Genomic DNA, 23,184 nt, shown 5'->3' with positions numbered 1-23,184 from the left:
CGCTCCTTTTAGTCGCTCTCAATGACGTAAAAATTACTCCACACAAAAACTAATATATAAGAATAAACTAGGAATAATAAACTAGGAATATCAATTCATGAAATGGCATAAGATACTTAAAGTTACTAGAAATATATTCGGTCATGCTATAATTCATCCGGTTGTTATTTTTTGTACCATTTGGATAAGCGGTGCATTTGTTGCAATTTTTACTAATGAGGTTGGAGCTTTAGGTATAGATATAAATGCTATAAATATTGCTTATAAGTGGGCTTACTGGCTTATTAACGTTTGGGGGCAGTTAAAAATTGCCGACTATAATTATTTAAAATTGAAGCTACTTGCCTCTCTTCTCGGTCCGTCTATTATTGTTATAATATTTTACATTAAAAATTTTGAAAGAATAAAATCATTACAATTTTTCAAACAAGATGAAAAAGTATATGGAGATGCAAGCTGGGCTAATCCGTCAGATATAGAGGCTGCAGGTCTTAGATCTAAGAAAGGTATGCTGATCGGTGTTGATGCCGGTGGATATTTTGTTGCAGACGGGTTCCAGCATGCTTTATTATTTGCTCCTACTGGTTCAGGTAAAGGTGTAGGGTTTGTGATACCTAACTTGTTATTTTGGGGTGATTCGGTAGTAGTGCATGACATAAAGCTTGAAAATCATGGGTTGACAAGTGGTTGGCGTGAGAAGCAAGGACAGAAAGTTTTTGTATGGGAGCCTTCTAATCCTGATGGTGTTACTCATTGTTATAATCCGATTGATTGGGTTAGTACTAAGCCTGGTCAAATGGTCGATGACGTTCAAAAAATTTCAAATCTTATAATGCCGGAAAAGGATTTTTGGAATAATGAGGCACGAAGCTTATTTTTAGGTGTAACTCTATATTTAATAGCCGATCCTGCTAAAACTAAATCTTTCGGTGAAGTAGTGCGTACTATGAGGAGTGACGACGTAGTTTATAATCTAGCGGTCGTACTCGATACGCTTGGTGGTGTAATACATCCTGTTGCATATATGAATATTGCTGCATTTTTGCAAAAAGCCGATAAAGAGCGTTCCGGCGTAATATCTACAATGAACTCATCGCTTGAATTATGGGCAAATCCACTTATTGATTCAGCTACAGCATCTTCTGATTTCAATATACAAGAATTTAAAAAAGTAAAAACAACCGTATATGTAGGGTTAACACCCGATAATATACAGCGTTTACAAAAATTAATGCAGGTGTTTTATCAGCAGGCGACAGAATTTTTAAGCCGCAAAATGCCGGATTTAAAGGAAGAGCCGTATGGAGTAATGTTCTTACTTGATGAATTCCCAACGCTTGGGAAGATGGATACTTTTAAAGCCGGTATAGCTTATTTTAGAGGTTATAGAGTTCGTTTATTTTTAATTATTCAAGATACCCAGCAGTTAAAAGGAACATATGAAGATGCAGGGATGAATTCTTTCTTATCTAATGCAACATATCGTATTACTTTTGCTGCTAATAACTATGAAACGGCAAATTTAATATCGCAGCTTGTCGGTAATAAGACGGTAGAACAAAGATCATTTAGTAAACCTTTATTTTTTGATCTTAATATTTCTACTAGAACCCAAAACGTTTCTCAGGTTCAAAGAGCTTTACTTTTACCTCAAGAAGTAATACAGTTACCGAGAGATGAGCAAATTGTTTTAATAGAATCCTTTCCGCCTATAAAATCTCGTAAAATTAAGTATTACGAAGATAAGTTTTTTACTAGTAGATTATTACCGCCGACTTTTGTACCTACTCAAGTACCTTTTGACCCTAGGGCAAATAATAATGAGTCTTCTGAAGAGACCGAAACAATAACTGTTCCGGAAAATAATGAGTAAGATCCAAAAATGCGTTCAGCTATTATTGATATCGGTTCAAATGCTTTAAGAGTTGTAGTTTATGAAAGTGATGAACTTGGAGCGCCGGAAATTTTTAATTATAAATTTAGAAATTATCTTACAAATTTACTTAATTTAGATAATTTAGACGTAAAACATCAAACATATTTATCCCTACAATATCTTATTCATATTTTTACCAAACTGTCCGTTACTAATATTAGATGTGTTGCAACAGCTATACTGAGGGGGCATCCTAAAGCAGATGAATTCAAAGCTATAATTAAAAAGAGATTCAATATTGATATTGAAATTATCTCAGGTGAACGTGAAGCTTATTTAACTGCTGCCGGATTAATTTCCGGTATTAGTGATGCTTTCGGTATTGTAGCCGATCTTGGAGGTGGAAGTCTTGAGATTGCACAGATTGGAAATAAAAAAGTCGGTAAATTAAAATCATTGCCGCTTGGTACAAAAATTATTGCTAGTAGCAATTTTGGTGATGTTGGGCTGATTACTAAAATGCTAGAGGAAGAATTTGGAGCTGCACATTATCCTAATTTATATTTAATTGGCGGTGCATTACGTTTAATGAGCCGTATATACATGGAGTCTATAAATTATCCCCTTAAAAATTTACATAATTTTGAAATAAATCGTGTAGAGTTTGAGTTATATTTAGAGAAATTATCGCAAATCGACAAATTAAAGCTGAGTTATTACGAGCAGAAAGCCATAAATTATAATGCAGTTTTAGTAATAAAAGCAATGATTAAGGTATTTTCACCGGAAAAAATTATTATCTCAAATTACGGCTTAAAAGAAGGAGTAAGATTTGATTCGTTGCCGTCTCATGAAACAGAAAAAGATATTATTTATGAGAGGGTGAAGAGATTAGTAAAATTTGATAGAAATATATGTAAAATTGAAAAATATATTGAAGCAGTACAATATCTTTTAATTAATTCCGATGCCACGACTCTTATTATTATTGAACTCGCTATAATGCTAGCACAATATAATAAAAATATTGATAAAACGCTCAGAGCAAATTTTGTTTCGGAATTTATATTATCTTCAGATATTCCTTTTAGTCATAGACAGCGTCTTATGCTAGGTATTGCCCTTACGGTTACTTATACTGCTAAAACTGATATGCAGATTAATAAAATAGCTAAGAAAATGATTAGTAAAAGTGATTATTACAACAGTCATATAATCGGTTATTATATAAAAATTGCTAGAGAAATTGATGGGCCGGAATTTCAAGAGCCTTCTTTTTCGATTAAATTAAAAGACGATAAATTTTTACAAATTAATGCTTCAAATATCTTGCCTAAACAAGTCTTTGAAAAGGTTTGTGAACGTTTAAAAGATATAAGTTCTGCTAGAAAAAATATTAGGTATAATTTTAGTGATTAGGCTTTTTTTGTTATAGTGCCGGATAGTTTTCGGAAAACCAGTGATGTCATCCCTGCGAAGGCAGGGATCCAGGCTACAAAAATCTTGATTGCAAAGATTTTTTTATTATATTGTTTGACTTTTAAAGTAAAATCTTTAAAGTGCTGGATTCCTGCTTTCGCAGGAATGACATAAAAAGCACCACACAACAATAGCTAAATTAATTACGCTCCATCAAATGTGTCACAATTATATTCCTTTGTACATCCTATAATAGTAGATTCCATTTTAGGAACTATGTGTTCCTCCCAAAAATCTGCCAGCGGTTGAATTGCATTAATAATACATGAATCTTCGATGGGATGCAATAAATTATCTATACTAATTTCTAGATACCTAACTATGAACTCTGCAGCTCTATCATCTGATTCTCTGTGTATAAGATCTCTAATTCTTTCTAAGTAGTAAACTTGCTCGCTAGTAAGATCTTTATCTTTTATTATTTGCGGTAGAATCTTGGTTAATATACATTGCAATTGAACTTTTTGATCAGTTGCAAATAATTCATGATAATCCTGTTCTTTTACACAAGGTAATTTTAGTAAATTAATAATTAAATTGGTCATAATATGGGCATGAGAATTAGTTTTTATAACTTCCTGTAATTCTCTTGTATCTGCTTTTTCCGGTCTATAATTATTAAAGTAAAATATAGGTAATATAGTCTCGTTTTTTAAATATTTAATCAATTCTTTACTATCGTTATATTTACTACTAATTTCATTTCTTTCCTCTGGTGTTAATATTAAATTTGCCGTTAAATCAAGTATTGGTTTTGCCGCTCTCCTATATTCATATGAACTATTAATTAAGCGCTTTAAGCTTTCAAAATTTGAAAACTATTATTTAGTGGGATACTTGCATTGCAAAAAATTTTCTCTATTGCATAATGTCTAAATTCATGTGCTATTATTGATTCTAAATTTAATTTTTCTTCGCCTATACATATTAGGTTATTGTCTCAATCGTAATGAAAAAATGATTTATTATCAAATATTATTTTTAGGCTATCTTGCACTTTAATATTAGCCGCTATATAGGCTAATAACTTATTTGTAGGTCCCCATTGCAAAAGCTTTGTATAGTTATGAAGAATTATATTGTCATTTAAATCGCTTACATTGTAAGTCCTTGTCATTAAAATAGTAATATCACAGTTTTCGCTATAAATTACTTCTGCAATCGTTGATAATTTTTCTATTTTAAATTTTGCAATATTAAGTTCTTCAATATTTATCTCAATTTTATTATCTTCAATAAAGCTTTTAAACTCTTGAAAACTTAAATAACTAGCTAATTTTTTAATTCAAATCCTTCTATTTTAAGTTCACTAATTGCATTGTTATTTTGCTCCTCAATCGCTCTCTTCTTAAACTTAATCAACTCTTGCAACATGCTGCTTTTTGTATCTCTATATTTGTATAGTACCAAAATTTATAAATGTTGCTACATCAAGCATAGATATATCATCAATGTTATGTATATATCTATCGTATTCAGCAGAAGTAAAGTGGCTAGGGTTAGCATAAGAAATAATAAGTTTATATGCTTCTAGATCAAATGACGTAATGGCATGATGTTGTAACCCTAACAAATTATAGCTGTTCTTAGATGCTAAAATTGATTTTATTTCGTCATATTTTTTAGTTTTTATAAAATTTTATTAGCTTATTCAAAGCTGTTGTGGGGCATTGTGAATAATATTCAGATGGTAAAGACATGTTTTATATCCTATCAAGTTGCTATATTTCATGGTAATATGTTTTATAATAAATAGTATATCTTTCTATTTGTAAAGAAATAATTTTAATTACATTAACGAACATTAACATCTTATTAAGCTCTCTTAGTCTACCTCCCAAATCATTATATAATCCTGAAAACAACAAATATATTAGGATATATGATAAAAAATTATTGGAAAAAGTTTTGGAAAAATGGTACTACCAAATCACAAAATTTTATTGAACTAAACGACATTGCATATGGTAATTTAAAAAGAGTCAGAGTCGGCATAGAAGCTTATCGAGAAAATGTTATAGTATATAGATGTATTAATTTAATTGCACAATCGACGGGACATGTTCTGTGGAAAGTGCTTAAAAGTAAAACTGGAGAAGTAATATTAGACCATCCGGTGCATTATTTACTAAAAAACCGAATCCCAAAAAAGCCGGAGCGGATTTTGTTAGTGAGCTAATTGCAAGCAAATTATTATTCGGTAATAGTTATATTTTATCAGCTCTAGACTCGTACCCTAAAGAGATTTATTTACTACTGGCTCTTGCTATGGGACTTGTTATAGAACATAACAATTTAGTTGCTTATTTTGATTTGCCCAAATTATTTTTCCGTTAACTCTTGCAGTACCGAAAATTAGCGGTATAGGTTCACCGTAATTAGCTTTTACATATTTAAAACTTTCTTTGAAATTTTTAATATTGTCATATTCTATCGGTTCATGATTTAGTTGATCTAAATACTCACCAAGCATTTTGCCAACAAATCTTCTCACGCTTGAAAATATGCCGCCACCAAATGCATTTCCAACAGTACCGCCAAGCGAACTAAAAAAACTTCCAAACATATTTACCATATTATAATTTAATATGGATTGATATTAGTAGTATGATATGGTAACACTAATATATGTCATTCCTACGAAAGCGGGAATCCAGAAAAAATAACCTTAATAATTGGTACATGTTTGACAAAATAAACATATAAAATCACAGGGTGACATGCTGCCTTTAAAAAAATGGAAATCATAAATGTTTAAAAAATATATATTTATTCTAATATTATTTATTGCTTCTATAGCTCGTGCAAAAATTATAGAAGTGGATAGTCTAAATAAAATAAAACAAGATTTTAAAGAAAATTATAATAAAAATTATGTACCTCAGGATTTATTAGTAGTAACGGTTCTAGATGAATTTTTGTTTAAGTCTTTAGTGCCTATCGTTGAACAGCTTGATAAAGACATTTATCTTACACTAACTCCTCTTTTACGTAATATTAATAAAAATTCAAAAGCTATTTATATAAATCAATTGATTTTAACTAATGATAGTTATAAGAAAGAATTACAAGAATCTGATTTTCCAAATTTTGTAAATGAAATGAGTAATAGTAAAATCCCCATAATAGCAGTAAATGATGGGTTTACCGGTAGTTTTAATAATATTCCTAAATTTGAGATATGGTTTGCCGATTATTTAAAGAAAAATTTCGATATTGACTTTTCAAATAGTTTTCCAAACAATAATTATATTATTTTTAATAATTTAGACAGTTTTGCTAATACTTATCCAGTATTTTATAAGGGTATATTGACAAGTAATAATATATCGGAAGCGGAAATGGTGCTCAATTTCCTTGTTCAAATGAATTTTATACCGAAATGCTTTATAATGATTAGTAGTAGCATAGAATTACTAAGCTCAATGGAATTTCAACTTAATAGCTATAGTTCTAATATATTATTTATTGGTTATCATTATAATAATAAAAATACTCCGAAAAATAAAGATGTTGCATATTATACTAAACTGATTAATGATTTAATATCTCAAATAAATAAGCTAAAAAGAAATAATCCATCTTTAAAGAATAATAATGCAAAAGGTAAAAATCCTTATGACACGAATAAATAAAGTTTTATTGAGTTTACTTTGCTTAGTTATTTCGTATGCGGGCTACGGTCAAATTATTCCTACTTACTCCGTAGATTCAGTAACAATGAAAAACTTATTACCGAAGATAGATGCAGATACGCTGGTACTTATAAATATAGATAATACTATCATAACACCGAAATCCAAATTATTTCGATATCAGGATAATTCTTATATAAATTTTACTAAATATTTATATAGTCTTGCAGCGGATAACGCATCAGTTAATAAAACTATTGCAAAATTGATAGTGCAGCGTCAAATGATGCTTGTTGAATCTAAATGGGTAGATTTAATTAATAAGATGAAACAGCAAGGTGCAACGGTTTTAGGTCTTCAGGAAATAACGGCCCCATGTAATTTAATTGAAAATTATGAAGGATGGTTATATACCTTACTTTACGGACTCAATATTAATTTTACTAATAAAGTTAATGATAAAGATGTATTTAGATTTAATCCAAGCGATGCTGAAGCCCCTATTTTTTATTTAGGTATAATATTTACCGGTAATATAAATAGAGTAAAAGCTCTTATAGAGTTCTTAAAAATTATACCAAAACAACCTAAAAAAATAGTAATTTTTGCAAATAATAAAAAAGATTTAGAAAATATGGACTCTTATTTAAGTATGGTTGATATAGGATATTATGGAATTGAATATTTGGGGTGGCAAATGTTACCGGGGTCACCTGATCATCAAATCGCTGAGTTGCAGCAATCTACGTTTTTAAATACCGGTCAGTGGTTAGAAGATGATACAGCTGCAAAGATGTTAAATAAATAATTATGAATGACAATTTAATTAATGCTTTAAAAGATTTAATTATTAATACCGGCAAGATTGCACTAGATATAAAAAAGGCAGGAATATTGACTGATATTAAATCAGATGGGTCAGTAGTTACTAATGCCGATAAGGAAATTAGTAAAATAATTTATCAAACTCTACAAACCTTAACCTCTCAAATAGCTATAGTATGTGAAGAGCAGCCGCTACCTATATTCAGCAGTGATACTTTTTGGTTAATCGATCCTATTGATGGGACATGGAGCTATGTAAACGGTAAAAGTACGTATACGGTCAATATAGGGCTTATTGAAAACGGTTTTCCAACCATCGGCTTGATATATCAACCTGAAACAGCAAAGCTATATTATACCGATGTAAACGGTCGGTTAAAAATCGAACAGAATTCTAAAGAAATATTTGTTAATCATGAACCTAAACATGAAGAGCTTAATGCGGTAATAGGTTTTTATAATTCAAATAAAGCTACTAGAGAATTTTTAAGTAAGTATTCATTCAGTCAAATAAATGCAATAGGCAGTTCAATTAAACTATGCTTAATTGCTGAAGGAGCAGCTGATATATATCCAAAATTCGGTCAAACTATGGAATGGGACATAGCGGCAGGTCATGCTTTAATTAAAGCCGGTGGTGGTAATATTTTAGATACGCATGGACAAGAAATTACTTACGGTAAAGAGAGTTTCGCTAATCCTAATTTTTTCGCCTGTAGTAAATATTGGTTGGAAATGGAGGCAAGGTTGCATAGATACTAGATCGTCATTGTGAGCAGCCGTAGGCTGCGTGGCAATCTCATGAAGTAATAACAAACTCCTGAGATTGCTTTGTCAAAACTTGCAGTTTTTCCTCGCAATGATGAAAAAACTGATCCACGCAGGTACTGCCAAACTCGCATCAAACCAACTTCTTTAACTCATAAATTAACTCAAGTGCTTCTTTAGGGGATAGTTTATCAGGATCGATAGTGCTGAATTTTTCATCTAATTTGCTGCTTATAGTAGTTTTATTAGGTTCAAGATTAAACAAACTCAAATTATTTGATTCCGTTGATAAAATATTTTTTCCTTTACCTGTAGAAGTTTTTTCAAATTTAAGCAGAATCTGCTTAGCTCTGTTTATAACACTCGCAGGAAGACCTGCAAGAGCCGCAACATGAAGACCGTAGGACCTATCGGCAGCACCTGATATAATATTATGTAAAAATAGAATATCTTTACCTGACTCCTCAATAGCAATAGTATAATTTTGCAAAGCCGGTAGGAAATTACTCATAACGGTTAGCTCATGATAGTGCGTTGCAAATAAACAGCGACATTTCAGCTTATCATGAATATATTCAAGCACCGACCATGCTATAGATACCCCATCATAAGTGGATGTGCCTCTACCTACCTCATCAAGTATGATTAGTGAGTTTTTTGTAGATTGAGCAAGAATTGCCGAGGTTTCAAGCATCTCTGCCATAAAGGTCGATTGTCCCTTAATTAAGTCATCGGCAGCACCTATTCGGCTAAATATTTTGTCGACTACCCCTATTTTAGCACTTTTTGCCGGCACAAACGAACCTATCTGAGCAATGATTGCAATAATGGCGTTTTGACGTAAAAAAGTACTTTTACCTGCCATATTAGGACCGGTAATTAACCAGATACGCTCAAGCTCCGATAAATGACAATCATTATATACAAAGCTTTTGCTTTCTTGCTGTAGTGCTTTCTCTACTACAGGATGCCGTCCTTTAACGATATCAAAGCTTAAATCATCGGTAAACTCAGGCTTAACATAATCATATTCATCAGCGATATAAGCAAAATTACAAAATACGTCAAGCCCGTTTAAGGAGCTTGCAAGCATTCGTAAATAGGAAGCTTTTTCGATTACTTGGCTACAAATATCCGCATATAATTCTTTTTCTAAGCTTATTACTAAGGTTTTAGCGTTGACTAACTCACTTTCAAGCTTTTGTAGTTCAGCAGTAGTGTAACGAACATGATTAACCGTTGTTTGACGGTGAATAAATTTAGGATCAAGGATTTTATTAACATTTTTAGCGGTGATATCAATAAAAAGCCCTATAACATTATTATGAGATATTTTTAAACTGTCTATTCCCGTTTCTTTGCGATATTGATCTTTTAGCTTTTCAATATGTAATTTTCCGTTATTAATTAAATCATGTAATTGGGCTACTTTCGGATGATATTCATGTTTTATTATACCTCCGTCATTTAAATTATTCGGTGCATCTTCTCGTATTGTTTCGTCTATTAAATTATATAATTCTGCATCGCCTGATAGAGGTTTAATAATTTTTTCGATAAAATCAGGTAAATTAAAACCGTAAGCGTCAAAGAATACTCCTTTAATAATCGTTGCCGTTTCTAAAGTATATTTAATGCTAAGTAAATCACGACCTGAACTTCTGTTCATCGTAATACGTGTTAAGCAGCGCTCTATATCACTAGTTTTTTTTAGAAGCTCTCTAATTTTTTTTACTATTTCTAAGTTGGAATAAAAGAACTCGGTAATATTTAAACGATGATTTATTTTAGCAATGTTGGTTAAAGGACTTGAAAGAAAATTATATAGTAAACGTCCGCCTTGTTTAGTAACCGTATGATTAAGGGTGCTTAATAAACTTCCTTGCGAGCCGCCTTGTGAGTTTGTTACAATTTCAAGGTTGCGTCTAGTAGAGAAATCAATAGTCATATAGCTATGAAAATTGATAATTCTAGGTATTGGCAAATGAGGAATATTTTGTTTTTGCGTTAACGATAAATATTCTAAAACGCTACCTATGGCACAAATTTGACTACTAGATATCTCGCCGATTCCTTTAATATCTTTCATTTTATAAAAATCTAAAATGATTTTTTCGCATTTATTAATCGCAAAAAAACTATCAACTTGATAGGTAATACGAAAATTTAATTGTTTGAAAATACTATCCGCAAGATTAGAAGATCTCAGATTTTCGCTAAGCAGAATTTCATGAGGTTTTAAACGAGCCAGCTCATTAAGAATTTCTGTTCCCGGTACATTAACTACAACAATTTCGGAAGTAGAAAGATCGACATAACAAAGGCTAGCTGTTTCTTTATTTTTCGGTATTACGAGACTTACTAAATAATTAGGTTCGGTTGAAGAAATTAAATTTTCTTCAATTATAGTTCCCGGAGTTATAATACGTGTAACATCCCTAGTAACTACCGCTTTATAACCTCCTCTATTCTTTGCTTCTTCAGGTGTTTCTAGTTGATCACAAATAGCAACCTTATAATTTTCTTCAATTAACTTAGTTAAATAATTCTCAAGGGCATGATAAGGTACTCCGCACATCGCAATTTCTTCTTCGCCGTTTTTGCCGCGCTTTGTTAAAGCAATGCCAAGTACATTGCTTGCTAGAATTGCATCTTCATAGAACATTTCATAAAAATCACCCATTCTAAATAGTAGTAAACAATCTAAATGAGCAAATTTAATGTCTAGATATTGCTGCATCATTTTCGTTGCAACATCGTAATTATATTTTTGTTTCAACTCTTGAAGATTCATATTAAGCAGCATAATTTATATTATAGTTTGGCTTTATTGCATGGATACCGAATCGTCATTGCGAGCAACCATAGGGAGCGTGGCAATCTTATGAAATAGTGCAAAATGCCTGAGATTGCTTCGTCAATTGCTATGCAATTTCCTCGCAATGACGTATAATAACAATGTTTAACAGTTTATACAACTATTTTATCTTTGATAGGCGGGTGCTATGTCTACCGCCTTCAAATTGGGTAGTTAAAAACTTATCTATAATATCAAATACTATTTTTGGGCTTATGGTTTTTGCTCCGAGTATCAAGATATTAGCGTCATTATGAGCTTTAGCATTTTCGGCAGTTAATATATCGTTGCACAAAGCGGCTCTTATCTCCGAGCTACGATTCGCAGCTATAGACATACCAACCCCCGTATCACTAATTAAAATACCGATTGGTGCTGATTTTTCAATAATAATATCTACTACTTTCTTAGCATAATCAGGATAATCAACTGTTTGTGTATTATTTGTTCCGCAGTCATAAATCTTTAGAGATTTCTGCTCTAAATAATTGATAATTTCAGACTTAAGCTCATAACCTGAATGATCACTAGCTATGACAATATTATAAGTTTTCATAGTTAATTTTTTGATGGAAAATAATGATAAAAATTATATACTATGTAAGATTTGTTTTCTAATGTAAATAATAGTTTTGTTAAATATATGAAATATCCTGTTGTACTTAGTATCGTTGTATGTTTTTGTTTAGTTGCTTGTGTTGATCAGCCACCGGCTCCAATTGAGTATAAAGTAGGAGATGTTACTGCAAATAATAATTCTACCGAACTAGATCACGATGAGGGCATGATAGTTCAAAGAACTATGGAAGACAATCCCGCGTTAGAAAAAGTTAGCGGTAGACTCGAAGAGCAAAAGGCAAAAATTATAGAAGATGATAATGATGATATTGAGATTCCTATGTTCCGGAATGAAGATGAAGAAGCGATAGAACAATTAAACTTTGTAAAACCGTTAAATGGGGTAATTATTACCGAGTTTAAAGCCGGTAAAAGTAAAGGGATAGATATTGCAGCTAAAGAATATAGTGAAGTTAAATCGATAGCTGCAGGAACGGTAATATATTCAGGTTATAATAAGCAATTCGGTAATTTAGTAATAGTTAAATTAGATAAAGACGATCTAGAAGTAGCATATGCAAATTTAGATGATTTATTACTGAAAAAAGGTGATAAAATTGCTAGAAATAGTGTTATCGGACATGTAGAACATAAATTATATTTTGCTATGCGTAAAAATAAAATAGCAGTTGATCCTAATAAGTATATAGAATTTTAAATAGAAGATTTTATTACTCTTACCAAATATGGTGAACCTCAAAATGTTATAGTAAGAAGGAGTAGCAAAGCTAAAAATATAGCTATCCGCATTACGTCTAAAGGTGCAGAGCTTGTATTACCTCTTAAGGTAAAAGCCGAAAGAGGTCATAATTTTTTGTTAAGTAAAGAATATTGGGTTAAAAATTACGTCGTAATGTAACTGCGATACCAAAAGATGAAGATAAGATTTCTATTTTGGGTAAATCTTATGAAATAATACATATTGATTCGTCTAAAAATCAGATAAAATTAAATGATTCTACGTTAGAAGTGTATTGTAGTCAGGTACTAAAAAAACTTAGTATAGAAGTATTCCTTAAAAAGAAATTATTAGCAGAAATAAAAATAATAGTAGAGAATATATCTAAAAAACATAATTTGACTTATTCCAATATTAGAATAATGGAAAATGTTAGCCGTTGGGGGAGTTGTTGTAGCAAAGGGAATCTTGTTTTTAATTGGCTGGTAGTTTTTGCCACATTTAAAAAAGTACTGAAATATTTAGTAGCTCATGAAATGGCACATTTAAAAGAAATGAACCATAGTAAAAATTGGGGGGAGCTAGTTGAGGATATATATCCCGAATACCAACCGGCAAAATTATGGCTAAAAAGAAACGGCAAGAATTTATATAGTTATTTGCCATAACTTTATGTCATTCCTGCAGAAGTGTATGGGTGTCAACTTAAGGATTGATGTCATTCCCGCGAAAGCTGGAATCCAATCCAATACTTTAAAGCTTTTTAAAAGCTCGATTTATTTCGCTTTACGCTGGGTTCCTCCTGCTTTCACAGGAATGACATCGGAAAGGTTAATTTAAAGAAAAACATAAAGGATAAATAGAATGCACAACACCACAAAAAGAGTAACAGTCCCGGCACTTGAGGAAATCTTATATGAGCCTATAAAAGTGTTAGATTACGGCTTCATTAGAGTTATCGACTATATGGGGGATGATAGTGCTATAGTACAAGCAGCTCGTGTTTCTTACGGTAAGGGTACGAAGCAATTAAACCAAGATAAAGGGCTGATAAACTACTTGCTTCGTCATTGTCATACCACTCCTTTTGAGATGTGTGATATCAAGTTCCATATTAAACTACCGATATTTATTGCAAGGCAATGGATTAGGCATAGAACAGCTAGCGTTAACGAATATTCGGCAAGGTATTCTATTTTAGGTAATGAATTTTATCTACCTGAACCGGTAAATATTGCTTCCCAATCTGCCGTAAATAAGCAATGTAGGGAAGGGGATAGCTTACCGAAAGAAGTGGTTGAAAAGGTCCTTGCAATTTTAGAGGAAGATGCTAGACAGTGCTACGGGCATTATAAGGAACTGATGAATGTCGATGAAGAGGGTAATATTATAGATGAGAACGCCACAGGGATAGCAAGAGAGCTTGCTCGTATGAATTTAACTTTAAATTATTATACGGAATGGTATTGGAAGATTAATTTACATAATTTACTTCATTTTTTAAGATTGCGAGCCGACCCTCACGCTCAATATGAAATTAGAGTTTATGCTGAAAAGATGCTTGAGATAGTCAAAGCTTGGGTTCCTTTTGCTTACGAAGCTTTTGAGGAATATCGTTTGCAGGGAGCAAATATTTCACGTAAAGGTTTGGATGTAATTAAAAGAATGATAAACGGTGAAAGAGTTACCCATGAAACTAGTGATATGACTAAGAGAGAATGGGAAGAACTGATGAAGATTTTTGGGTAATGTATGTCATTCCTGCGAAAGCAGGAATGACATACAACAACCATAACGGAATTTGATAAAAAGGAGTATTTTAAGTGCGAAATATTATATATTTTATACTATCACTATTATTTAGCTTTACCAGCTATGCACTTGAAACAATAAACATTGAGCACGGGCGAGCTGACCCGACACCTATAGCAGTCAATAAATTTGATGCAGATAATTCTGCCGCTGATGTATTAGGTCACGATATGGTTAAAGTTATCTCTAATGATTTAAAGCTTTCGGGGTTATTCCGTCCTATTTCTGCTGCCTCTTTTATAGAAGAGAAGACAGGAATAGAATATAAACCGCTTTTTGCTGCATGGCGTCAAATTAATGCTAGTCTTTTAGTAAACGGTGAAGTTAAAAAACTAGAAAGCGGTAAATTTAAAATTAGCTTTATATTATGGGATACGTTGCTTGAAAAACAGCTCGCCGGTGAAATTCTTGAAGTACCGGAAAATCTATGGAGAAGAGCAGCACATAAAATTGCCGATAAAATTTATGAAAAAATTACCGGTGATGTCGGTTATTTTGACACTAAAATAGTGTATGTATCAGAAAGCAGCTCTTTACCGAAAATAAAAAGAATTGCTTTGATGGATTATGACGGGGCTAATAATAAATACCTTACCAATGGAAAGTCACTAGTCTTAACCCCAAGATTTGCTCGTTCGGCGGATAAGATTTTTTACGTTTCATATGCTACTAAAAGAAGAGCACTCGTTTATGAAAAAGATTTAAAAACAGGCAAAGAAAGTGTAGTAGGTGATTTTCCCGGTATATCTTTTGCTCCTAGATTCTCACCGGACGGTAGAAAAGCTGTAATGTCGATAGCTCAAAACGGCTCGACGCATATTTATGAAATCGACCTTGCTACTAAACGGCTTCATAAATTAACTAACGGATTTGGTATTAATACCTCTCCTAGCTATTCACCGGACGGTAAAAAAATTGTATATAATTCTGATAGAAGCGGTGTGCCTCAATTATATATCATGAATTCAGACGGAAGTGACGTTCAGCGTATTAGTTTTGGTGGTGGTTCTTACGCAGCTCCTAGCTGGTCGCCTAGAGGAGACTATATAGCATTTACTAAGATTACTAGAGGAGACAGAGGGAAAACTTTTAATATCGGAATTATGAAAGCATGTCCCCAAGATGATGAGAATAGTGAAAGGATAATAACAAGCGGATATTTAGTCGAAAGTCCTTGTTGGTCGCCTAACGGACGAGTTATTATGTTTGCTAAAGGTTGGCCGTCGAGAGCTAAAGCTCCGGGAAAAAATAAAATTTTTGCAATTGATCTAACAGGTCATAATGAGAGAGAAATTATGACACCGGCAGATGCTTCTGATCCAGAATGGTCAGGTGTACTGAACTAATATCATTTCTACGAAAGCATTAAGCATTGTTGGGTGGATCGTTTTTCCGTTGTCATACTACGACTTGATCGCGGTACCCAGTTAAAAATACTAACATTGTGCTTAAGCTACTTCTCTACTATGGTTTAAAATAAACTTCTTTATTTTTTCAAAAGCCGTATTTTCTATTTGTCTAATACGTTCCTTAGAGATATTATACTCATTGCTTAGAGTATCTAGAGTTTTAGGAGTATCTGTTAATTTACGCTCTGTTAAAATACGAAGTTCCCTATCGTTTAAAATCTTCATAGCATTTGATAGTAACTGCCTTTTACTGGTAGAATTTTGCTTATTAATAGCCATAGCTTCAGGAGTAGGGCGTGTTTCTGGTAATAGTTCTATTAATTCTCCGGATTCTGCATCGTCACTATTTATGGAGTTATTTAACGATAAATCAGGACCTGAAATTCTAGTACTCATTTCAGAAACTTCATTAACCGAAACGCCTAGCTCATCTGCTATTTGTGCAAAATCATCGGTAGTAATAGCCCTTGAGTATAAATTAGTAATTTTATGCTTAACTTTATTAAGACTAAAAAATAATTTTTTTTGTGCGGCCGTTGTTCCCATCTTTACTAATGACCAAGATTTTAATATATATTCTTGTATGGCTGCTTTAATCCACCACATCGCATATGTTGATAGGCGAAAACCAAGTTCGGGATTGAATTTTTTTACTGCCTGCATTAAACCTATATTACCTTCTGAAACCAATTCGGTAATAGGAAGACCGTAAGTCCTATAGCCGCTTGCAATTTTTGCAACAAGTTTAAGATGGCTTGTTACTAATTTATGTGCAGCTTGTAAATCATTCCCTTCTAAATAGGATTTTGCTAATAACAATTCTTCTTCTTGCGTAAGTGAAGGAATTTTATTGATTTTCTGTAAGTAGCTATAAAATCCTGATTCGCTAGAAATTGCTAATGCATTAATGTTATTAGTCATACTAACCTTAAAAACTATTTTTTTTATATTAACACATATATGATCTAAAATAAACTTTTTCTAGAGTATTTTTAAATAAAATCAAATAATGTCTAAAAAATCCAATAAAAATTTAGCTTTTTCCTTGCTGGGATTAATAATTAGTATGGTGTTACTCAGTTTTGCTTCCGTACCTATCTATAATTTATTTTGTAAAGTTACAGGATATGGCGGCACTACTGCAAAAGAAACGGTGAGTGTATATTCTAAGGTAAAAGGCACTAAACCTATAATTATCGAGTTTGATGCTAATGTTGATAAAGATTTACCTTGGCGGTTTATTCCAAGGCAGCAAAGAGTGCAAATTGTTCCGGGGCAGAATACTCTAGTGTTCTATGAAACGGAGAATCTAAGCGATAACGATATAATAGGTACTTCCGTATATAATGTTACTCCAAATAAAGCAGGAAAATATTTCGTAAAAATTCATTGTTTTTGTTTTGAAGAACAATTATTAAAAGCCGGCGAAAAAGTCTTAATGCCGGTTACATTTTATATAGATAAGGATTTTGAGCTTGACCCTGAAATGCAAGACATTAAAGTAATTACTTTATCTTATAGTTTTTTTAAAGTACGAGAGATGTCGTCATTGCGAGGAAATTACGTAAGTAATTGACGAAGCAATCTCAGGAGTTTGTTATTATTTCATGAGGTTGCTATGCTCTCTACGTTCGCTCGCAATGACGGCTTTGGAATTATGCAGCAACACCGGCTCATTGAGTATACTCGATAACCCATTTACGAAGTCTAACAATCGGCGGAGTATTTATAAGAGCGGTAGAAGGTAAAACTTTGCCGTTAGTATTAAAATTAATTATAGGATCTATACCGTATATGCTATACCAAGGTTTTAACGGTGAGCTATTTGAATATTTACGGTGGAACCAAGATAAAGAAGGTGTTGTTTCTTCATATTCTATTACTTTAACCGATTGTGGATTTTTATGATATATAAGGCTAAGTACCGATTGATCAGAATGATGCCATTTATATTCATCGTAATTAGGATGGATATTATAATCTTTGCCTGAAAGAATTCTAATATCTTCACAACTTTTTAGCCATTTTTCAATGAAAGAACGAGAAAGCTTGGTATTACGCACAATAATAACGGCACTCCAAATGTGATCGTCATTTCTGCATTCGTCTGTAAGGCAATCCATTAAAGCAAAAGTTTCGCCTTTAACAAAACTACCGTTTTTACGATTGCGATCATGTACCAGTAATATATCATTATCGCCTAAAAGATTTATTAAATTACTGATATGCTTTTTAATAACAAATGCTGAATCTAAATATACTATAATAGTTCCTTCTGGTGCATTTTTCATTGTTTCAAGTATAATATAAGGCTTCCATAGCCATAACCCCGCTCCTGCAGGTTCATTAAAAATTTCTTGGTTTTTTTCTATAAATGCTTGATTTATGTGCTTTTTCTTATAGTTAAATATGAAGTCTATGCCTTTATTAATTGCATAATGAGTGGTTGTATTTTGATTACGATAAACATACTCCGGACCGTCGGCATAAGAAACTAAATAAATTGGTTTTTTTATGGAATTCTGAATAGATAAATCTACTTTTTGTAACGATAAGTCATTAATAAAACCTTGACGTGCATATTCTAAAATAATCAGTATGAAATAAATTAGAGCTAATGTAATAACTGTTTTGTATAATATTTTAAATAACATATAATTTTTGCATTATTTGAAGCATTTTGTCATTCCCACGTGGATTAAGTAAATCGTCATTGCGAGGAAATTGTATAGCAATTGACGAAGCAATCTCAGGAGTTTGTTATTATTTTATGAGATTGCCACGCAGCCTACGGGCTGCTCGCAATGACGAAATCGATAATTATTAAACACAATTATAGCATTTTAATATATTAAAAGATAGTGTTGTAATTTAATTATAAATTTAGTATAATTTACTGTTTATTTAAGGTTGGTATGATTAATTTAGGGGATAAGCAGTCTACTATAGTTGTCGCAATGTCAGGCGGGGTTGATAGTTCGGCTGTTGCCGCAATGCTGCATGAACAAGGACATAATGTTATAGGTATTACCTTGCAGCTATATGATCACGGTATGGCAGTAGGGAAGAAAAATGCCTGTTGTGCTGGTCAGGATATTTACGATGCTAAAATGGTAGCAAATAAGCTAGGTATTCCTCATTACGTACTTGATTATGAGAGCAAATTTAAAGAGTCGGTAATAGATAATTTCGTCGATAGCTATTTACAAGGTGAAACACCGCTTCCATGTGTGCAATGTAATAAATCGGTAAAGTTCAGGGATCTAATTAAAACGGCTAGAGAGCTTGGAGCAGATAAGCTTGCTACCGGTCATTACGTACGAAAAATAAACGGTGATAACGGAGCGGAATTATATACAGGGCTTGATCCAGCAAAAGATCAAAGTTATTTTTTATTTACGACAACTAAAGAGCAATTAGAATATTTACGTTTCCCTCTAGGAGGGCTTACTAAGGATGAAACACGAAAGCTTGCTAGTAAATTTGGGCTTGAGGTAGCGGATAAGCCTGACAGCCAAGATATTTGTTTCGTACCTGACGGAAATTATAAGAGCGTAATAAATAAAATACGTCCAAATAGCAGTGAAAGCGGTAAAATTATTCACGTAAACGGGTTTAAGCTAGGAGAGCATAGCGGTATAATTAACTACACCATAGGGCAACGTCGTGGTCTTGGTATAGCTTATAATGAGCCTTTATATGTAGTAAAGATTGATCCTAAGGACAATATAGTATATGTAGGACCGGAGTCCGCATTAAACGTGCAGGAATTTATCATTAGAGATGTGAATTGGCTTGCAGATGAGATTAAAGATAACGAAAAGTTAGAAGTAGCAGTTAAAATTCGCTCGACAAGACCGCCACGTCTAGCCGAAATAAGTAAACTTGGTGATGATAAAATGAAAGTAAAATTTTTATGCGAAGAAAAAGCTGTTGCCCCTGGGCAAGCATGCGTTATTTATGTCGGCGAAAGAGTACTTGGTGGTGGATGGATTACTAGAGAGATAAGGTAATTGCGTCATTGCGAGGAGCGAAGCGACGTGGCAATCTAGTTAGACCTCCTGAGATTGCCACGCTCCTTTTAGCCGCTCGCAATGACGCAATTCACAAAAAAATAAGCTCACTAAAATAGGAGAAACTGATGAGTTTTTTAAGGAAGAAAAGTTTTGAATCAGTAAAAGAGATAGGCAGCTCAAGCGGTCTTAGCAAGACGCTTGGAGCATGCGATTTAATATTACTGGGTCTTGGTGCGATGATCGGCACGGGCGTATTCGTTGTTACCGGTATAATTGCTGCTAAATATTCAGGGCCTGCAGTAATGTTATCTTATGCGATTGCAGGTATTACCTGTATCTTTGTAGCGCTTGTTTATACTGAACTTGCTGCAATGCTTCCGACATCAGGAAGTATTTACACTTATTCCTATGTAGCATTTGGCGAAGTATTTGCTTGGATGATCGGTAGTGTTATAATATTAGAACTTGGGGTTGCTGCAGGAATAGTAGCTGCAGGCTGGTCGGGCTACGTACAAGGAATACTAGTAGCAGGTGGAATCAATTTACCGAAAGAATTAATTACTGTACCGACAAACGGCGGTATAATAAATTTACCGGCATTTTTAATCTCAGGATTTATTGGATTTATTTTATATTTAGGTACTAAAGATAGTAAGAGACTAAATGCAATTTTAGTTTTCATAAAAATGGCTGCAATATTCGTATTTATACTCGCTGCTGCTCCTCATTTTGATGCTACTAACTGGAGTAATTTTATGCCTTTCGGTTTTAGTAATGTTTTAATAGGTGCGTCTATTTTATTCTTAGCTTTTACGGGTTTTGGAACGATTGCAACCGCAGCTGAGGAGTGTAAAAACCCAAAACGCGATATAATGATCGGTATTATTGGCTCACTTGTTCTAACTACTATAGTTTATGTAATGATGGCAGGGCTTGTTACCGGTATTGCACCTTTTGATCAGTTAAATAACGATCAACCGCTTGCTTATGCTTTAACTATCAATAATAGCAAGATCGGCTCTGCTATTGTTGCAACCGGAGCACTTTGCGGTATGATGACGGTGTTGATGATGAATATTTACGGTACTTCTCGTATTTTTTATGCTATTGCACGTGACGGTTTACTACCGAAAAGTTTTGCAAAGCTGCATCCAAAATATGATAGTCCGTATATTACGATTATAATATTTGCTTCTTTAGCTGCTATCCTTGGAGGATTTTGTTCTACGGAATTATTAACGCAATTAACTTCAATGGGAGCTCTTATTGATTATATAACCGTTACAATAATAGTGGTATTATTTAGGGTAACACTACCTGATGTTCAAAGACCTTTTAGATGTCCTTTAGTATTTATTATCGTACCGTTTATTTTAATTGCTTGTGCATATTTACTATTTATTCAAATATATGACAGTGAATTTAATCTATTAACCGCAGGTCGTGCATTAATATATTGGTTTATTACAATATTTGTTTTATATATTATAAGATCGTTTTTTATGAAAAAAGAGCAGAATTAAGAGGGAGCTATCCGTCATTGTGAGCGAACGTAGAGAGTGTGGCAATCTCATGAAGTAGTACAAAATTCCTGAGATTGTCATGTCGAGGCTTTGCCTCTCCTCGCAATGACAAGTTAGTAGTATCCACGCAACAAAACAAAATTAACTAAATGACTGAAAAGCTGCAACTACTCCGAGGAATGAAAGATCTCTTGCCGGATGATTATAAAGTTCACGACTATATAATTAACACAGCAAGAGATGTTGGAGTATTGTACGGCTATAAACAAATGAGTACTCCTATTTTGGAGTATACTAAAGTCTTTAACCGTTCGATGGGTGAAAGCTCTGATGTAATCAGCAAAGAAATCTATAGTTTTTTAGATAAAAGCAATGATTCCGTAGCATTACGACCTGAATTTACAGCATGTATTATAAGAAGCCTCATCTCAAACGGATTACAACATAAATTACCATTAAAGTTTTTCTCTACCGGTCCTGTTTTTCGTTATGATAGACCGCAAGCAGGCCGTCAAAGACAATTTCACCAACTAAATTATGAGTATATCGGTGCTAAAGGAGCAATTACTGATGCTGACACTTTGAAGTTATCCGTTGATATATTAAAAGCACTCGAAATAGAGCAGGATACTACCTTAGAGCTTAACTCTCTTGGATGTAATGAATCAAGAAGCGTTTATCAGCAAAAATTAGTAGAATATCTAAATGATTTTAAAGATCAATTATCAGAAGAAAGCAAAATAAGGTTATCCAAAAATCCAATGCGGATACTTGATTCTAAAAGTGAGACTGATCAGAAAATAATAGCAAATGCACCGGTTTTATCTGAATATTACACTGATGAATCCAAAGAATATTTTGAGGAGTTAATAAAGTATCTAGATATTTTAGGCGTGAAATATAGCATAAATCCACGCTTGGTTAGAGGGCTTGATTATTATTGCCATACTGCTTTTGAATTCACTACAAAAAAGCTAGGGAGCCAATCTACTATTCTAGCCGGTGGACGTTATGACGGGCTTGCTAAAATCATGGGTAATAACGATGATGTGCCGGCTATCGGTTTTGCTGCCGGTATTGAGCGAATTGCTTTAATGCAGGAATATAGTATATCTGAAGTTAAGCTGGTATTTGTATTACCTATAGGCAAAAATAATATTTGCTATGCTTTAGAAATTGTAGATAAATTGCGAACAGAAAATATTGCTACTATCATAGAACCCCTAGGTAAAATAGCTAAAAGAATGCAACGCATTTTTAATGAAAATGCTAAATTTATTATTTTTATAGGTGATGAAGAGCAGGCAAATAATAACTTAAAAATCAAAGACTTAAAAAAAGAAGAAGAATATATAGTAGATTTTGCAAAAGCTCTTGAGCTATTGAAGAAATAAGATTTTTTATTGTTATACCATGAACCTTCCATGGTACCCATCAAAACTAACTTTAAGTAATAAACATTTATGAATCTTGCCACAAGCTCGGCATTGCCCGCATAGTTCTTATGTTATGCCTGCATAGGTCTTGTTGTGTGGATACTGAAGGTCGTCATTGCAAGGAAAACTGTAAGTTTTGACGAAGCAATCCAGTAAAAAATTCTGATTGAATTTTTTTATTATTATTTTGGACTGCCACGCAGTCTACGACTGTTCGCAATGACAGGGCGGTATCTACGCAACAACGCCTT

Annotated in this window: 19 protein-coding genes and 2 pseudogenes; 14 read left to right on the top strand and 7 right to left on the bottom strand. The window is 32.9% G+C overall.

Annotated elements, in window-relative coordinates; all coding sequences use genetic code 11:
- Nucleotides 1-97: 97 nt before the first annotated feature.
- The gene (locus tag AB4K15_RS03410) at nucleotides 98-1,873 is read left to right on the top strand and encodes a type IV secretory system conjugative DNA transfer family protein (protein WP_032074044.1); all 1,776 of its coding nucleotides are present in this window, start codon (nucleotides 98-100) and stop codon (nucleotides 1,871-1,873) included.
- 9 nt (nucleotides 1,874-1,882) lie between these two features.
- Entirely contained in the window at nucleotides 1,883-3,295 is a 1,413-nt protein-coding gene (locus AB4K15_RS03405) for a Ppx/GppA phosphatase family protein (RefSeq protein ID WP_032074045.1), read from the top strand.
- A gap of 203 nt (nucleotides 3,296-3,498) precedes the next feature.
- Here the strand turns inward: AB4K15_RS03405 and AB4K15_RS03400 are convergent, their stop codons facing one another.
- Nucleotides 3,499-4,023 carry a hypothetical protein gene (locus AB4K15_RS03400; RefSeq protein ID WP_500224502.1) on the bottom strand — a complete coding sequence of 175 codons (525 nt, stop codon included), beginning with the start codon at nucleotides 4,021-4,023 and terminating at the stop codon, nucleotides 3,499-3,501.
- Nucleotides 4,024-4,745: 722 nt separating this feature from the next.
- Nucleotides 4,746-4,928 (bottom strand): hypothetical protein, encoded by a 183-nt coding sequence (locus AB4K15_RS03395; RefSeq protein WP_500224499.1) that lies wholly within the window; start codon nucleotides 4,926-4,928, stop codon nucleotides 4,746-4,748.
- Between the two features lie 309 nt (nucleotides 4,929-5,237).
- Here AB4K15_RS03395 and AB4K15_RS03390 point away from each other — a divergent pair.
- Nucleotides 5,238-5,662 (top strand): annotated as a pseudogene (locus tag AB4K15_RS03390) (phage portal protein); the annotation flags it as partial.
- Here the strand turns inward: AB4K15_RS03390 and AB4K15_RS03385 are convergent.
- Entirely contained in the window at nucleotides 5,634-5,921 is a 288-nt protein-coding gene (locus AB4K15_RS03385; protein ID WP_032074046.1) for a hypothetical protein, read from the bottom strand. The pseudogene AB4K15_RS03390 and the gene AB4K15_RS03385 overlap by 29 nt on opposite strands.
- Before the next feature lie 184 nt (nucleotides 5,922-6,105).
- Between AB4K15_RS03385 and AB4K15_RS03380 the strand changes: the two genes are divergently transcribed.
- Genes AB4K15_RS03380 through AB4K15_RS03370 form a run of 3 tightly spaced genes read left to right on the top strand, consistent with a single transcriptional unit; the run spans nucleotide 6,106 to nucleotide 8,577 of the window.
- On the top strand, nucleotides 6,106-6,990 hold the full coding sequence (locus tag AB4K15_RS03380; RefSeq protein WP_032074047.1) for a DUF2608 domain-containing protein: 885 nt from the start codon (nucleotides 6,106-6,108) through the stop codon (nucleotides 6,988-6,990).
- Nucleotides 6,953-7,798 carry a DUF2608 domain-containing protein gene (locus AB4K15_RS03375; RefSeq protein ID WP_010977053.1) on the top strand — a complete coding sequence of 282 codons (846 nt, stop codon included), beginning with the start codon at nucleotides 6,953-6,955 and terminating at the stop codon, nucleotides 7,796-7,798. The genes AB4K15_RS03380 and AB4K15_RS03375 overlap by 38 nt, the downstream gene beginning before the upstream one ends.
- Before the next feature lie 2 nt (nucleotides 7,799-7,800).
- Nucleotides 7,801-8,577 carry a 3'(2'),5'-bisphosphate nucleotidase CysQ family protein gene (locus AB4K15_RS03370; protein WP_500224493.1) on the top strand — a complete coding sequence of 259 codons (777 nt, stop codon included), beginning with the start codon at nucleotides 7,801-7,803 and terminating at the stop codon, nucleotides 8,575-8,577.
- Between the two features lie 139 nt (nucleotides 8,578-8,716).
- Here AB4K15_RS03370 and mutS read toward each other — a convergent pair whose 3' ends face one another.
- Both mutS and rpiB read right to left on the bottom strand, forming a co-directional pair.
- Nucleotides 8,717-11,377, bottom strand: coding sequence for a DNA mismatch repair protein MutS (gene mutS / locus AB4K15_RS03365; protein ID WP_500224491.1), 2,661 nt, complete (start codon nucleotides 11,375-11,377; stop codon nucleotides 8,717-8,719).
- Between the two features lie 184 nt (nucleotides 11,378-11,561).
- Nucleotides 11,562-11,996 (bottom strand): ribose 5-phosphate isomerase B, encoded by a 435-nt coding sequence (rpiB, locus tag AB4K15_RS03360; protein ID WP_032074050.1) that lies wholly within the window; start codon nucleotides 11,994-11,996, stop codon nucleotides 11,562-11,564.
- A gap of 51 nt (nucleotides 11,997-12,047) precedes the next feature.
- Here rpiB and AB4K15_RS03355 point away from each other — a divergent pair, with 51 nt between their 5' ends.
- From AB4K15_RS03355 to tolB, 4 genes and pseudogenes are all read left to right on the top strand, one after another.
- On the top strand, nucleotides 12,048-12,716 hold the full coding sequence (locus AB4K15_RS03355; protein ID WP_500224488.1) for a murein hydrolase activator EnvC family protein: 669 nt from the start codon (nucleotides 12,048-12,050) through the stop codon (nucleotides 12,714-12,716).
- A pseudogene (locus tag AB4K15_RS03350) lies at nucleotides 12,717-13,405 on the top strand (M48 family metallopeptidase). It abuts the gene before it with no gap.
- A 196-nt stretch (nucleotides 13,406-13,601) separates the two neighbouring features.
- Entirely contained in the window at nucleotides 13,602-14,486 is an 885-nt protein-coding gene (gene thyX, locus AB4K15_RS03345; RefSeq protein ID WP_032074052.1) for an FAD-dependent thymidylate synthase, read from the top strand.
- A 74-nt stretch (nucleotides 14,487-14,560) separates the two neighbouring features.
- Nucleotides 14,561-15,895: a Tol-Pal system beta propeller repeat protein TolB gene (gene tolB / locus AB4K15_RS03340; RefSeq protein ID WP_500224484.1), complete on the top strand. Its 1,335-nt coding sequence runs from the start codon at nucleotides 14,561-14,563 to the stop codon at nucleotides 15,893-15,895.
- Nucleotides 15,896-15,997: 102 nt separating this feature from the next.
- Here the strand turns inward: tolB and rpoH are convergent, their stop codons facing one another.
- Complete coding sequence (gene rpoH / locus AB4K15_RS03335) at nucleotides 15,998-16,879, bottom strand: RNA polymerase sigma factor RpoH (protein WP_032074054.1); 882 nt, start codon at nucleotides 16,877-16,879, stop codon at nucleotides 15,998-16,000.
- Between the two features lie 88 nt (nucleotides 16,880-16,967).
- Between rpoH and AB4K15_RS03330 the strand changes: the two genes are divergently transcribed.
- Nucleotides 16,968-17,534, top strand: coding sequence for a cytochrome c oxidase assembly protein (locus AB4K15_RS03330; protein ID WP_032074055.1), 567 nt, complete (start codon nucleotides 16,968-16,970; stop codon nucleotides 17,532-17,534).
- Between the two features lie 97 nt (nucleotides 17,535-17,631).
- On the opposite strand, the gene AB4K15_RS03325 is transcribed toward AB4K15_RS03330, so the two are convergent.
- Nucleotides 17,632-18,612: a hypothetical protein gene (locus tag AB4K15_RS03325; protein ID WP_032074056.1), complete on the bottom strand. Its 981-nt coding sequence runs from the start codon at nucleotides 18,610-18,612 to the stop codon at nucleotides 17,632-17,634.
- A 261-nt stretch (nucleotides 18,613-18,873) separates the two neighbouring features.
- Between AB4K15_RS03325 and mnmA the strand changes: the two genes are divergently transcribed.
- The 3 genes from mnmA to hisS all read left to right on the top strand — a co-directional run bounded on the left by mnmA (nucleotide 18,874) and on the right by hisS (nucleotide 22,891).
- Nucleotides 18,874-19,971 (top strand): tRNA 2-thiouridine(34) synthase MnmA, encoded by a 1,098-nt coding sequence (gene mnmA / locus AB4K15_RS03320; RefSeq protein WP_032074057.1) that lies wholly within the window; start codon nucleotides 18,874-18,876, stop codon nucleotides 19,969-19,971.
- Between the two features lie 128 nt (nucleotides 19,972-20,099).
- The gene (locus AB4K15_RS03315; RefSeq protein ID WP_032074058.1) at nucleotides 20,100-21,497 is read left to right on the top strand and encodes an amino acid permease; all 1,398 of its coding nucleotides are present in this window, start codon (nucleotides 20,100-20,102) and stop codon (nucleotides 21,495-21,497) included.
- 149 nt (nucleotides 21,498-21,646) lie between these two features.
- Entirely contained in the window at nucleotides 21,647-22,891 is a 1,245-nt protein-coding gene (gene hisS, locus AB4K15_RS03310; RefSeq protein WP_032074059.1) for a histidine--tRNA ligase, read from the top strand.
- Nucleotides 22,892-23,184: the final 293 nt, after the last annotated feature.

Origin of the sequence: Rickettsia aeschlimannii, from assembly GCF_047973405.1 — a bacterium.
In the GTDB taxonomy this organism is placed as follows: Bacteria; Pseudomonadota; Alphaproteobacteria; order Rickettsiales; family Rickettsiaceae; genus Rickettsia; species Rickettsia rickettsii.
Note: the sequence above shows the minus strand (reverse complement) of the source record. Positions and strands in the feature narration are given on the sequence as shown.

What these genes read in the sequence shown, in the direction of transcription:
- AB4K15_RS03410 (WP_032074044.1), top strand. Translation starts at nt 98, where the DNA reads ATGAAATGGCATAAGATACTTAAAGTTACTAGAAATATATTCGGTCAT.
- AB4K15_RS03405 (WP_032074045.1), top strand. Translation starts at nt 1,883, where the DNA reads ATGCGTTCAGCTATTATTGATATCGGTTCAAATGCTTTAAGAGTTGTA.
- AB4K15_RS03385 (WP_032074046.1), bottom strand. Translation starts at nt 5,921, where the DNA reads ATGTTTGGAAGTTTTTTTAGTTCGCTTGGCGGTACTGTTGGAAATGCA.
- AB4K15_RS03380 (WP_032074047.1), top strand. Translation starts at nt 6,106, where the DNA reads ATGTTTAAAAAATATATATTTATTCTAATATTATTTATTGCTTCTATA.
- AB4K15_RS03375 (WP_010977053.1), top strand. Translation starts at nt 6,953, where the DNA reads ATGCAAAAGGTAAAAATCCTTATGACACGAATAAATAAAGTTTTATTG.
- AB4K15_RS03370 (WP_500224493.1), top strand. Translation starts at nt 7,801, where the DNA reads ATGAATGACAATTTAATTAATGCTTTAAAAGATTTAATTATTAATACC.
- mutS (WP_500224491.1), bottom strand. Translation starts at nt 11,377, where the DNA reads ATGAATCTTCAAGAGTTGAAACAAAAATATAATTACGATGTTGCAACG.
- rpiB (WP_032074050.1), bottom strand. Translation starts at nt 11,996, where the DNA reads ATGAAAACTTATAATATTGTCATAGCTAGTGATCATTCAGGTTATGAG.
- thyX (WP_032074052.1), top strand. Translation starts at nt 13,602, where the DNA reads ATGCACAACACCACAAAAAGAGTAACAGTCCCGGCACTTGAGGAAATC.
- rpoH (WP_032074054.1), bottom strand. Translation starts at nt 16,879, where the DNA reads ATGACTAATAACATTAATGCATTAGCAATTTCTAGCGAATCAGGATTT.
- AB4K15_RS03330 (WP_032074055.1), top strand. Translation starts at nt 16,968, where the DNA reads ATGTCTAAAAAATCCAATAAAAATTTAGCTTTTTCCTTGCTGGGATTA.
- AB4K15_RS03325 (WP_032074056.1), bottom strand. Translation starts at nt 18,612, where the DNA reads ATGTTATTTAAAATATTATACAAAACAGTTATTACATTAGCTCTAATT.
- mnmA (WP_032074057.1), top strand. Translation starts at nt 18,874, where the DNA reads ATGATTAATTTAGGGGATAAGCAGTCTACTATAGTTGTCGCAATGTCA.
- AB4K15_RS03315 (WP_032074058.1), top strand. Translation starts at nt 20,100, where the DNA reads ATGAGTTTTTTAAGGAAGAAAAGTTTTGAATCAGTAAAAGAGATAGGC.
- hisS (WP_032074059.1), top strand. Translation starts at nt 21,647, where the DNA reads ATGACTGAAAAGCTGCAACTACTCCGAGGAATGAAAGATCTCTTGCCG.